The organism is Thermus composti, from assembly GCF_014647535.1.
Lineage (GTDB): Bacteria > Deinococcota > Deinococci > Deinococcales > Thermaceae > Thermus > Thermus composti.
Window position 1 is genome coordinate 1 of record NZ_BMPJ01000039.1, and the last position, 11682, is coordinate 11682.

14 protein-coding genes and 1 rRNA gene are annotated in these 11682 nt (G+C 67.4%); 6 read left to right on the plus strand and 9 right to left on the minus strand.

Features of this window, described 5'->3' with window-relative positions:
• A 16S ribosomal RNA gene (locus IEX93_RS10695) occupies positions 1-61 on the plus strand; the annotation flags it as partial.
• Positions 62-148: 87 nt separating this feature from the next.
• Complete coding sequence (locus IEX93_RS10700) at positions 149-640, plus strand: NUDIX hydrolase (protein ID WP_188848183.1); 492 nt, start codon at positions 149-151, stop codon at positions 638-640.
• Here IEX93_RS10700 and meaB read toward each other — a convergent pair.
• Genes meaB through IEX93_RS10720 form a run of 4 tightly spaced genes read right to left on the minus strand, consistent with a single transcriptional unit; the run spans position 567 to position 3978 of the window.
• The gene (gene meaB / locus IEX93_RS10705; protein WP_188848184.1) at positions 567-1535 is read right to left on the minus strand and encodes a methylmalonyl Co-A mutase-associated GTPase MeaB; all 969 of its coding nucleotides are present in this window, start codon (positions 1533-1535) and stop codon (positions 567-569) included. The two genes, IEX93_RS10700 and meaB, sit on opposite strands and share 74 nt — an antisense overlap.
• A 32-nt stretch (positions 1536-1567) precedes the next feature.
• The gene (locus IEX93_RS10710) at positions 1568-1942 is read right to left on the minus strand and encodes a RidA family protein (protein ID WP_188848185.1); all 375 of its coding nucleotides are present in this window, start codon (positions 1940-1942) and stop codon (positions 1568-1570) included.
• Positions 1943-1946: 4 nt separating this feature from the next.
• A complete protein-coding gene (locus IEX93_RS10715; protein WP_188848186.1) occupies positions 1947-3764 on the minus strand; it encodes a protein kinase domain-containing protein in 1818 nt (605 codons plus the stop codon).
• Position 3765: 1 nt separating this feature from the next.
• Positions 3766-3978: a transcriptional regulator gene (locus IEX93_RS10720; protein ID WP_188848187.1), complete on the minus strand. Its 213-nt coding sequence runs from the start codon at positions 3976-3978 to the stop codon at positions 3766-3768.
• Positions 3979-4066: 88 nt separating this feature from the next.
• On the opposite strand from IEX93_RS10720, the gene murA reads away from it, so the two are divergent.
• Complete coding sequence (gene murA / locus IEX93_RS10725) at positions 4067-5359, plus strand: UDP-N-acetylglucosamine 1-carboxyvinyltransferase (RefSeq protein ID WP_188848188.1); 1293 nt, start codon at positions 4067-4069, stop codon at positions 5357-5359.
• Positions 5360-5436: 77 nt separating this feature from the next.
• Here the strand turns inward: murA and IEX93_RS10730 are convergent, their stop codons facing one another.
• Positions 5437-5880, minus strand: a complete 444-nt coding sequence (locus IEX93_RS10730) for a hypothetical protein (RefSeq protein ID WP_188848189.1) — start codon at positions 5878-5880, stop codon at positions 5437-5439.
• An 80-nt stretch (positions 5881-5960) separates the two neighbouring features.
• On the opposite strand from IEX93_RS10730, the gene prfB reads away from it, so the two are divergent.
• A protein-coding gene (gene prfB, locus IEX93_RS10735; protein WP_188848190.1) for a peptide chain release factor 2 occupies positions 5961-7059 on the plus strand; the annotation gives its coding sequence in 2 pieces (ribosomal slippage) (positions 5961-6011 and positions 6013-7059; 1098 coding nt in all).
• Between the two features lie 19 nt (positions 7060-7078).
• Here prfB and phoU read toward each other — a convergent pair.
• From phoU to IEX93_RS10750, 3 genes are read right to left on the minus strand one after another with little or no spacing between them, the layout of a single operon-like run.
• Entirely contained in the window at positions 7079-7741 is a 663-nt protein-coding gene (gene phoU, locus IEX93_RS10740; RefSeq protein WP_188848191.1) for a phosphate signaling complex protein PhoU, read from the minus strand.
• Positions 7742-7756: 15 nt separating this feature from the next.
• Positions 7757-8650 carry a sensor histidine kinase gene (locus IEX93_RS10745; protein ID WP_188848192.1) on the minus strand — a complete coding sequence of 298 codons (894 nt, stop codon included), beginning with the start codon at positions 8648-8650 and terminating at the stop codon, positions 7757-7759.
• Complete coding sequence (locus IEX93_RS10750; RefSeq protein WP_188848193.1) at positions 8647-9318, minus strand: response regulator transcription factor; 672 nt, start codon at positions 9316-9318, stop codon at positions 8647-8649. The genes IEX93_RS10745 and IEX93_RS10750 overlap by 4 nt, the downstream gene beginning before the upstream one ends.
• Positions 9319-9398: 80 nt before the next feature.
• Between IEX93_RS10750 and guaB the strand changes: the two genes are divergently transcribed.
• Positions 9399-10880, plus strand: a complete 1482-nt coding sequence (gene guaB / locus IEX93_RS10755) for an IMP dehydrogenase (protein WP_188848194.1) — start codon at positions 9399-9401, stop codon at positions 10878-10880.
• On the opposite strand, the gene IEX93_RS10760 is transcribed toward guaB, so the two are convergent.
• Positions 10877-11107, minus strand: coding sequence for a hypothetical protein (locus IEX93_RS10760; RefSeq protein WP_188848195.1), 231 nt, complete (start codon positions 11105-11107; stop codon positions 10877-10879). The genes guaB and IEX93_RS10760 overlap by 4 nt on opposite strands.
• A gap of 39 nt (positions 11108-11146) precedes the next feature.
• Between IEX93_RS10760 and IEX93_RS10765 the strand changes: the two genes are divergently transcribed.
• On the plus strand, positions 11147-11605 hold the full coding sequence (locus IEX93_RS10765; protein WP_188848196.1) for a hypothetical protein: 459 nt from the start codon (positions 11147-11149) through the stop codon (positions 11603-11605).
• Positions 11606-11682: the final 77 nt, after the last annotated feature.

Here is an 11682-nt window from a genome sequence, read left to right on the forward strand (position 1 = left end):
GACTGGGGCGAAGTCGTAACAAGGTAGCTGTACCGGAAGGTGCGGCTGGATCACCTCCTTTCTAAGGAGATCTAAGCCTCTGCTCTCCCCTTTCGGGATCCTTTGGGGGCGCCTTCGGGCGCCCTTTTTTGTTGCCAGGGGGAGGGATGTGCGCAGGAAACGCCGGGTAGGAAGCGCAAGGAAGCGGGTGGTCTCCGCAGGAGGGGTGGTGCTCCGGGGGGATCCGCCTTGGGTCTTGGTGGTCTCCCTGAAGGAAGGCCGGGTGGTGACCCTGCCCAAGGGGCAGGTGGAGCCCAAGGAGCGCTACCCCGAGACGGCGGTGCGGGAGGTGCGCGAGGAGACCGGGATTGAGGCCGCGGTGGTGGCTCCCTTAGGGAAGGTGCGCTACTACTTCACCGTTTGGGACGAGGGGAAGCCGGTGACCGTTAGCAAGGAGGTCCACTACTTCCTCATGGCCTACCGGGGTGGGGAGCCTAGGCCCCAGCTTTCCGAAGTGGAAAACGCTTTTTTCCTCCCCGCCGAGGAGGCTCTGAAGCGCCTTTCCTATCCCAATGAGCGGGAGATCCTCAAGAGGGCCCTTCTCCGTTACCGGAACCGGGCCTCAAGCCCAAAAGGGCTTTCGCAGCCTCCTCGGGGCTGAGTAGCCCCTGGGCCACCTGGGCGATCACCTCCTCCGCCTCCCGGGTGCGCCGCCTTCCCCACTCTTGGATCACGCTTTCCACCTCAAAGCGGGCCCGCTCCTTGCGGTGGGCTTCCAGGAGGTTGTGGGCCAGGAGGTGCTGGTGGTGGGCCTCGAGGCCCTCAAAAAGCGCCTCCACGCCCTCCCCCGTGGCCGCCACCGTGGGGAAGATGGGCGGACGCCAGCCCCCGGGCCGGGGAGGGGAGAGTTCCAAGGCGCTCTTCAGCTCCTGAACGATCCTTTCTCCCCCGGGAAGGTCAAACTTGTTCACGGCGAAGAGGTCGGCGATCTCCATGACCCCCGCCTTGAAGGCCTGGACCGCGTCCCCCGCCGCCGGGGTGAGGACGAGGAGGGTGGTGTCGGCCACCCGGGCGATGTCCACCTCGCTTTGGCCCACCCCCACGGTCTCCACGAAGATCCGGTCAAAGCCGAAGGCCTCCAGAAGGTTTAGGGCCGCCACCGTGGCCCCGGCAAGCCCCCCTAGGGCTCCCCTCGAGGCCAGGGAGCGGATGTAGACCCCCGGGTCTTGGTGGTGGCGCATCATCCGGATCCGGTCGCCCAGGATGGCCCCGCCCGTGAAGGGGCTAGAGGGGTCCACGGCCAAGACCCCCACCTTCTCCCCCCGCTTCCTGGCCTCCAGGATGAGGCGGTCCGTGAGGGTGCTCTTGCCCGCCCCGGGGCTTCCCGTGATCCCCACCACCTTGGCCTGGCCCTTTCCCCTTAGGCGCTTAAGGAGGGCCTGGCCCAAGGGGTGGCCCGACTCCACCAGGGTGAGGGCCCGGGCCAGGGCCCGGATATCCCCTTCCTGGAAGCGGGCCTCGAGGTCCTGAAGGGTGCTTTCCGCCACCTCGGCCATGGGGTCATTCTACGCTTTTTTGCGTCCTGGCGTTAATCCGCAAGGGCCACGCAGGCCACCTCCACCCGCACCCCCCTGGGCAGGGCCTTCACCGCCACCGTGGCCCTTGCGGGGTAGGGCGGGGCGAAGTAGCGGGCGTAGACCTCGTTGAAGGCGGGGAAGTCCTCCATGTCCAGGAGGAAGCAGGTGGTCTGGACCACCCGGTGGAGGCCCGAGCCCGCCGCCTCGAGGATGGCCTTGAGGTTTTCCATCACCCGCTCCGTCTGGGCGCGGATATCCCCTTCCACCAGGGTGCCGTCGGGGTTCAGGGGGATCTGGCCGGAGACGAAGACGAAGCCTCCCGCCTTCACCGCCTGGCTGTAGGGGCCGATGGCCTGGGGTGCCCCTTCCGTGTGCACGGCCTCCATGCCCCTATCCTACGCCGAAGCGGTAGAGGCGGCCCGAGAGGTTCGCCACCAGCACCTCCTCGGCCAGGGGCAGGGGGGGAACCTGGACCGCCCCCAGGCCCGTGGCCTCAAAGACCACCTGCCCCCGGGTGTCCACCGCCAGGAAGCGCCCCTCCTCCGTGGCCACGAAGACGTGCCCCGAGGCGTAGGAAAGCCCCGCCGTCACCTTGCCCACCTCCAGGCTCCAGGCCTCCTCCCCGGTCTCCTGGTCTAAGGCCCTAAGGACCCCGTCCCAGCCGGCCACGTAGACCCGCTCCTCCCCCACGGCCATCCCGCCCCAGATCTCGCCCTCGAGGGCGGCGTTCCACAGGGTCTCCCGGGTCAGGGGGTCAAAGGCAAAGACCTCCCCTTCCCAGGTGGGGATGAAAAGCCTACCCCGGTAGGCGGCGATGGGGGCGTGGATGGCCCCGGTCTTCACCTTGTAGCGCAGGGCCCCGGTTTTGGGGTCCAGGGCGTAGAGCCAGCCGTCCTCCGAGCCCAAAAGGAGGAGGCCCCGGTAAAAGGTGGGGCTTGCGGAGAGGTGCCCGCCCGTCTGAAAGCGGAAGCGGGGCTGGTCCTTCTCGTAGGCGTAGAGGATGCCGTCCCGGCTCGCCACATAGACCCAGTCCCCCAGCACCAGGGGGCTTGCGGTGATCTCGGCCCCGGTCTCCGCCCACCACTCCAGGTGCCTCCCCCGAAGCCGCCGCACCCTCCCGTCCCACCCGCCCACGTAGACCCCCTGGCGCACCACCGGGGGGGCGGTCACCTCGTCGGGAAAGGCTTCCTGGCGCACCTCCCCCGTGAGGAGGTCCACTTCCACCAGGTTCCTCCCCACCCCCAGGTACACCCGTCCCCCGGCGTAGACCATCTCCCCCGGCCAGGGGGCCTCGCCCCCCAGGTCCAGCTTGCCCTTGAGGGTGAGCCGTCTGGGATCGGGGGCCAGGGGGTAGTGGCCCGAGCGGCTCGCCCCCGCCCTGGGGGTGGCCAGGCGGAGGGCTTGGAAGGCGTTAAGGGCGCTTTGAAAAAGGCCCGGATGGCTGGGGCGCTCCTCGGGATGCTTGGCCAAAAGGGCGAGCACCGCCTCCCCCACCCCTTTGGGGATGGCGGGGTTTAGGGCCTCCGGGGGCTTGGGCGCCTCGTAGACGTGCTGGAAAAGGATCGCCTGGTCGTTTTCCCCCTCAAAGGGGGGGCGGCCCGTGAGGGTGCGGTAGAGGACCGCCCCCAGGCTGTAGAGGTCCGCCTTGGGGGTCAAGGGGAGGCCCTTGGCCTGCTCCGGGGCCATGTAGGTGGGGGTGCCCAGGGTGTACCCCGTGCGGGTGAGGTGGCGGCTTTCCTGGAGGAGGTAGGCCAGGCCAAAGTCCATCACCTTGGGGTGGCCCTCTTTGGTGAGGAGGATGTTCTTGGGGGTGAGGTCCCGGTGGAGGATCCCCTGGGCGTGGAGGTGGGCCAGGGCCTCCATGACCAGGGCGGCGGCCTTGAGGATCCTTTCCCCTTCCGGCCCCTCCTCAAAGGGGCCCAGGCGGTCAAAGGAACCCCCCTCCACCAGCTCCATGACGAAGTAGGGCCGCCCCTCCTCCTCCCCCAGGTCCAGCACCTGGACGATCCCCGGGTGGAAGAGGCGGGAAAGGGCCCGGACCTCCAGGAAGAAGCGCTCCCTTTCCGGGGGTAAGGCCCGGGGATGGAGGAGCTTCACCGCCACCCTCCGTCCCAGGCGTTCGTCCACCGCCCGCCACACCTCGGCCATCCCCCCAGACCCCAGGGGGGCCTCGAGGCGGTAACGCCCGCCCAGGAGGGTGCCGATCATGCTATTCCTCGGGCTCCAGTTTCTTGAGGAGCTCGGCCAGCTCCTCTTTGCCCTCTTCCAGCTCCTGGACGATCTTGGCGATGGCCAGGCGCACCACCTCGGACTTGGAGACCAGGCGTTCCGGGCTGGAAAGGGCGTAGGCCGCCCGGGTGAGGAGGGCGTCTTGTTCCTCGGTGATCACCACCTGGAGACGCTTCTTCTCCTTCTTGGGCATACCCCTCCTTTGCAGGGTAGTGTAGCAGAGGCTTATCGCCTTGACAATGCGGAAGGGCCTCTATATGCTCACCTTAAGTACGGTGTGTATGATGCACACGGAGGCCGGGCGGACCAGCAAGATCCTGCGCATAGAGGGGGGTGTGCCCCTTTCCGGCGAGCTTAGGGTCTACCCGGCCAAGAACGCCGCTTTGCCCATCCTGGCGGCAAGCCTCCTCACGGCGGAGCCCGTCACCCTGCTGGAGGTGCCCCGGCTTAGGGACGTGGAGGTGATGCTGGAGCTTCTGGCCCACCTGGGCACCCGCTACCAGTGGGAGGGGCGGACCCTCCACCTCCACACCCCGGAGATCGTGAACACCCACGCCCCTTACGAGTTGGTGGGGCAGATGCGGGCCAGCTTCATCGTCTGGGGGGCGCTCCTCGCCCGGGTGGGGGAGGGGAGGATCTCCCTCCCCGGGGGGTGCGCTTTCGGGGTGCGGCCCGTGGACCAGCACGTGAAGGCCCTGAGGGCCCTGGGGGCCGAGGTGGTGGAGGAGGAGGGGGGGACCTTCTACGCCCGGCGCACAAAACCCCTCTCGGGCCGGGTGGTCTTTGACCTGCCCACGGTGGGGGGGACGGAGCAGGCCCTTCTGGCGGTGGCTTTGGGGGGGGAGGCCACCTTGGTCCAGGCGGCAGTGGAACCCGAGGTGGAGGACCTGGGGCGTTTCTTAAGCCTTCTTGGGGTGGAGATCCGGGGCCTAGGAAGCCCCATCCTCCACGTCAGGGGGGTGAGGCGGCTTGGGGGAGGGGCTTACCGCATCATCCCCGACCGCATTGAGGCCGGCACCTACCTCCTGGCGGCGGCGGCCACCCGGGGGTCCATCACCTTACGGGAGGTGCGGCCCGACCATCTAGACGCCCTTTTGGACAAGCTCCACCAGGCGGGGCACCGCCTCGAGGTGGGCCCGGACTGGATCCGCCTCACCGCCACCCGGGATCCCGAACCCTTTCACGTGGAGGCCCGGGAGTACCCCGGCTTTCCCACGGACCTCCAGCCCATCGCCACCGCCTACCTGGCCACGGTCCCCGGCCAAAGCGCCGTGACCGACCGGGTCTACCCCGACCGGTTCACCCATGTGGGGGAGCTGGCCCGTATGGGGGCCGAGCTTTACCTTAAGGACCGCACCCTTCTCATCCACGGCAGGCCCCTTCACGGCGCCCAGGTGAAGGCCCTGGACATCCGGGCCGGGGGGGCCTTGGTGGTGGCCGCCCTAGGCGCTGAAGGGATCACGGAGATCGAAGGGGTCTACTTCCTGGAACGGGGCTACGAGGACCTGGAAGAGCGCCTGGCCTCCTTGGGGGCTCGGGTAGGGGTGGCGGAGGTCCAGCTGGCCGCCGACTGAGTACCCCACCGCGGCTAAAGCCACGGTGGGGGCCCCAAAAGGGGCGATCCCATGTTGCGAAACCCCCGTGCGGCCCCTTAGAAGGGGCGCAAAGCCTCGGGGAATCGGAAGAAAAGACGGTTGCGGGCAAGCTCGGGGCTATAAAGGTTTTCCACGTAGCCCGCCAGTTGGAGGGCTTCCAGCACTTCCCGGGCCGTGTCCCGGTCCCCCTCCAGCCGGGCGGCCAGGAAGGCCAGGGCTTCTTCCTCCTCGTCCCCTTCGCCCACGAAGGCCCGGTATTCCTCGTCCAGGGCCCGCATCAGGGCCTTCAGGTCCAAAGACCGGGAGCTGAAAAACCAGCGGGGCCTTTCCCCGGGGAGAAAGTGGGCGTAGCCCTGGGCCTCCAGGGCCCGGGCCACCTCCACCGCCTCGGCGTGGGAAAGCCCTTTTCCCACCAAAAGGCTCACCAAGGCCTCCCGCTCTCCCAGCAAGCCCTTGGGGTACTCCTCCTTTAGCGTTTGCGCCCACCTCTTCACATTCATACCCTAACTATAAAACAGTGAGCGTGCTTATATCAAGACACCTTGCGCCTTGTGTCGCAATCTGCTATCCTAGTAGGGGTATGGATCTGGAACCCCTCGCGCAACGCCTAGAAGGCCTTAGGGGGTATCTTTGACATCCCCCAAAAGGAAAACCGTCTAAAAGAGTTGGAGCGGCGCCTCGAGGACCCCTCCCTCTGGAACGACCCCGAGGCCGCCCGCAAGGTGAGCCAGGAGGCCGCCCGCCTCCGGCGCACCGTGGACACCTTCCGCTCCCTGGAAAGCGACCTCCAGGGCCTCCTGGAACTTATGGAAGAGCTTCCCGCCGAGGAGCGGGAGGTCCTTAAGCCCGAGCTGGAGGAGGCCGCGAGGAAGCTGAACGAGCTCTACCACCAGACCCTCCTCAACTTCCCCCACGCCGAGAAGAACGCCATCCTCACCATCCAGCCCGGGGCGGGGGGCACGGAGGCCTGCGACTGGGCGGAGATGCTCCTAAGGATGTACACCCGCTTCGCCGAGCGCCAGGGCTTCCAGGTGGAGGTGGTGGACCTCACCCCCGGGGCGGAGGCGGGGATTGACTACGCCCAGATCCTGGTCAAGGGGGAAAACGCCTACGGCCTCCTCTCCCCGGAGGCCGGGGTGCACCGCCTGGTGCGCCCCTCCCCCTTTGACGCCTCGGGCCGCCGCCACACCTCCTTCGCCGGGGTGGAGGTGATCCCCGAGGTGGACGAGGACGTGGAGGTGGTCTTAAAGCCCGAGGAGCTCCGCATTGACGTGATGCGGGCCTCCGGGCCCGGGGGCCAGGGGGTGAACACCACGGACTCGGCGGTGCGGGTGGTCCACCTGCCCACGGGGATCATCGTCACCTGCCAGACCACCCGGAGCCAGATCAAGAACAAGGAGCTCGCCCTCAAGATCCTGAAGGCCCGCCTTTACGAGCTGGAGCGGAAGAAGAAGGAGGAGGAGCTCAAGGCCCTGAGGGGGGAGGTGCGGCCCATTGAGTGGGGAAGCCAGATCCGTAGCTACGTCCTGGACAAGAACTACGTGAAGGACCACCGCACCGGGCTCATGCGCCATGACCCGGAAAACGTCCTGGACGGGGACCTCATGGACCTGATCTGGGCGGGCCTGGAGTGGAAGGCGGGCCGCCGCCAGGCGGCGGAGGAGGCGGGGGCGGAGTAGCGCCCGCGGCGCCGACGGCTCAGTAAACGTCCTCCGGGGCCTTGTACACCTCCCCGGTGAGCCAGTAAATGACCCTTTCGGCGATGTTTTCCAGGTGGTCCCCGAGCCTTTCGTAGCTTCGGGCCACCCGCATCAGGGTCAGGGCCTTGGTGATGGTCCGGGGGTCTTCCATCATGTAGGTGATGAGCTCCCGGGTCACCTCCTCGTAGAGGCCGTCCACCTGGTCGTCCATCTCCAGGACCCGGCGTGCCAAGGAGGCATCCCGCTCGGCCACCGCCTTGGCCAGGGTGTCCATCATCTCCACGAGCCTCCGCCCCATCTCGGGAAGGGTCACGTACCGCTTTAAGGGCGGTTCCTTGGCGAGGAGGAGGGCGTCCTCGGCCACGTGCATGGCGTAGTCCCCCGCCCTTTCCAGGTCGGTGAGGGCCTTGATCACGGTGAAGATCAGGCGGAGGTCCGAGGCCACGGGCTGGTGGCGGGCGATCACGGCGATGGCCTGGTTCTCCACCTTGAGCTCCAGGGCGTCCACCTCCTGGTCCTTGGCGATGACCCCCTGGGCCTTGGAGGGGTTGCTTTCCACCAGGGCCTCGGTGGCTTCCTGGGTCATCTCCCGTACCAGGGAGAGCATGCGCAGGCTTTCTTCCAGAAGCTGGTTGAGGGCTTTGTCCAAGGCTTCCCGCATTCTTCCTCCTCCTTCCTAGTTTAGGGGTAGGAGCACTCCGAAGACGTTTTCCCCTTCCTCCCTTCGGGCGTAGGCCTCCCCTCCTAGGCTGCGGGCTAGGCGGCGCACCAAGTAAAGGCCCAGGCCCTGCCCTAGCCCTCCCTGGAAGCCCCGGCGGCCCGGGAGGAAGAGGGTCTCGTAGTCGGGGAGGGGCGGGCCCCCGTCCCGCACCTCCAGAAAAAGGCCTCCCCCCTCCTTTCGGGATAGGAGGCGGATGGGGTCTTGGCCGTACTTGAGGGCGTTGTCCAGGAGGTTCAGGAGGATCTGGAAGAGGGCCTCGGGGTCGGTGTGGGCGGTGTGGGGCAGGTCCACCTCCACCTGCCTTCCGGAAAGGCGCTCGGCAAGAAGCCTCTCCAGGCGGGGCCAAAGCTCTTCTAGGGGGAAGGTGCGCTTGGACCCGGTCCTGGTGAAGGAGAGGTCCTGGACGAGGCGGCTCAGGCGGGCCACCTCCCCTTTGAGGAGGTCCAAGACCTCCTTCTCCTGGGCATTTTTAGGGGTCAAGGCTTCCAGGAGGGGACCTATCCCCGCCAGGGGGGTCCTGAGCTCGTGGGCCAGGAGGTGGGCGGCTTCTTCTAGGTCGTGAAGGCGCTTTTGCAGGGTGGTCTCGTCCAGGAGGAAAAGCCTTCCCGGGAGGGCCCGGGCCCAAAGGGTCCGGCCCCGCACCAGTAGGCGCCTCTCCCCCCCGTGGAGGGCCAGGGCCTCGAGGCGGTGGTCCCTGAGGGTGAGGAGGAGGGGCTTGCCCACCACCTTCTCCCGGTTCACCCCCAAAAGCTCCGCCGCCTTGGGGTTGAGGTAGAGGACCTGCCGGTTTTGGTGGAGGACAAGCCCCTCCAGGGCCTCCTCCCAGGCTTGGGCGAGCTCCTCCCTCACGGCGCTTCCCGGAAGCGGTAGCCTAGGCCGCGCACGGTCTCTATAAACCTCGGGGCCTTGGGGTTTTCGCCGAGCTTTTCCCGGAGCTGGAGGATGTGCTGGTCCACGGTTCTCGGGGTGCCCAGGTAGTCCGGCCCCCAGACCGCCTCCAAAAGCTCCTCCCGGGTGTAGACCCGGCCCGGGTGCTGGGCCAAAAAGGCGAGGAGGGCGAACTCCCGCCGGGTGAGGGGGAGGGGCCTGTCCTCCAGGCTCGCCTCCATCCGCTCCAGGTCCAGGAAGAGGGGGCCCCGCCTTAGGGCCTTGCGCCGGCCCGCCCGGCGGAGAAGGGCCTCGAGGCGGGCCAGAAGCTCCTCGGTGGCGAAGGGCTTGACCAGGTAGTCGTCGGCGCCTTGGGCCAGGCCCTCCACCCGGTCCCGCACCTCGGCCCGGGCGGTGAGGATGAGGACGGGGAGGTCCGGGTAGGCCCCCCGGCGGGCCCTTTCCAAAAGCTTGAGCCCCGGTTCGTCGGGGAGCATCCAGTCCAGGACCACCGCCTCGGCCTCCTTCAGGAGGGGCCAGGCTTCCTGGACGCTTCCCGCCTCGAGGACCCGGTGCCCTGCGCCCTCCAGGGCGAGGCGCACCCCAAGGCGCACGGCGGGCTCGTCTTCCACCAGGAGGACCGTGGCCACGCCTCCAGTTTAGCCGGGGCCTTGTCAGAAGAGGGTCAGGGCCCTGGACCGGGGACGGGGGAAGGGTATACCTTGGGAACATGTACGAGGGGAAGATCCTCTACGAGGGGCTCACCTTTGACGACGTGTTGCTCCTACCCGACTACTCCGAGGTCCTGCCCAAGGAGGTTTCCGTAAGAACGCGGCTCACCAAGCGCCTCTTTCTAAACATCCCCATCCTCTCCGCCGCCATGGACACGGTGACCGAGGCGGAGATGGCCATCGCCATGGCCCGGGAGGGGGGGCTTGGGGTGATCCACAAGAACCTCTCCGTTGAGGCCCAGGCGGCCATGGTGCGCAAGGTGAAGCGCTCCGAGGCGGGGATGATCCAGGACCCCGTGACCCTTCCCCCCACGGCCACCCTGGAGGACGCCGAGCGTCTCATGCGGGAGTACCGCATCGGGGGGCTACCCGTGGTGGACCTCTACGGGAGGCTTCTGGGCCTGGTGACCAACCGCGACCTCCGCTTTGAGAAGGACCTGAAGCGGCCCGTGACCGAGGTCATGACCCCCCTGGAGCGCCTCGTCACCGCCCCCCCGGGCACCACCTTGGAGGAGGCGGAGGAACTCCTAAGGCGGCACAAGGTTGAGAAGCTCCCCCTGGTGGACGAGTCGGGAAGGCTCAAGGGGCTTATCACCCTCAAGGACATCGTCAAGCGCCGCCAGTACCCGAACGCCGTCAAGGACGCCCAGGGAAGGCTTCTCGTGGGGGCGGCGGTGGGGGCCTCCAAGGACCTTCCCGAAAGGGCCCAGGCCCTGGTGGAGGCGGGGGTGGACGTCTTGGTTCTGGACTCCGCCCACGGCCACTCCAAGGGGATTCTGGAGGCCCTCGTCTACCTCAAGGAGACCTTTGGGGACAAGGTGGAGGTCATCGCCGGGAACGTGGCCACCCGGGAAGGGGCGCGGGCCTTGGCGGAGCGGGGGGCGGATGCGGTGAAGGTGGGGATCGGCCCGGGGTCCATCTGCACCACCCGGGTGGTCACGGGGGTGGGAGTGCCCCAGATCACGGCCATCCTCGAGGCGGTGGCCGGGGTGAAGGACCTGGACGTGCCCGTCATCGCCGACGGCGGCATCAAGTACACGGGGGACGTGGCCAAGGCCATCGCCGCCGGGGCCCATGCGGTGATGCTGGGGAGCATGCTGGCGGGCACGGACGAGGCCCCGGGGGAGGAGGTCTTGAAGGACGGGCGCCGCTACAAGCTCTACCGGGGGATGGGCTCCTTGGGGGCCATGCGGCAGGGCTCCGCCGACCGCTACTTCCAAGACCCCGGTAAAGGGGAGACCGAGGCCAAAAAGCTCGTCCCCGAGGGGATTGAGGGGATGGTGCCCTACAAGGGGCCCGTGGCCGACGTCCTCTACCAGATCGTGGGGGGGCTTCGGAGCGCCATGGGGTACGTGGGGGCCAAAGACATAGAGACCTTCCGCCAAAAGGCCCGCTTCGTGCGCATGACCATGGCGGGGCTCATTGAAAGCCACCCCCACGATGTGGTCATCGTCAAGGAGGCCCCCAACTACTCCCGCTAGTTCCCAAAGAGTCGGTCAAAGGCCTCCTTGCTCCCCTTTTTCCGGGCGGGGCGGTAGGTGCCCTCCTTCTCCTCCAAAAGCCCCTCCGCCACCAGGGCTTTGAGGGTTTCCTCTAGCTCCTTTTTGGAGAAGGGCTCCCCCTCCTCGTCCAGGTAGCGCTGGATCTCCTTGAAGGTGGCGTGGCGCAGGGCCTCCACCGCCCGCATCACCCAGCCCTTCCGGTCCATGGCACCATCCTACCCCTTGGGCCGTGGCATCCTCGTCCCATGAATCCCTACCGGGAGTACCAGGACTACGTGATGGCCTCGAGGCTCCTCGTGGCGGCGGGGCTTTCCCGGGAGATCCTCTCCTTGGGCCAGTACGCCAGGCTTCGCCTCAAGCGCCTGGAGCTCGCAAAGAAGGGGGACTGGCGGGCCCTGGAGCACCTGGACCAGCGCCTCCGCTACGGCTTCTGGACCAACCCCTTGCGCCTTAAGGAGCACCTGCGCTGGCTCAAGGACGCCCCCTACCTGCGAAGCCCTCAGGCCTTTGAGGCCCTCCTTTACCCCGAGGAGCGGGCGCGGCTTCGCTACCCGGGCCAGGCGGGGGAATATTATTTGGGCTGGCTCCGTCTTCCTCCCCTTCTCATGGAGCCCTTGGCCTTTGAAGAGGCCCTGAAGGAACAGGAAAAGCGGCTTAAGGCCCTTCCCCTTTTTCTCAACGCCTTCCACCGGGTGCCCGGGTAAGTGCCCCTTTTCCCAGGGCTTTACCCAAAACTCCTTCCTCGCCCTCCCTTAGCCTGCTTCAAGAGTTCTTGGGTGAC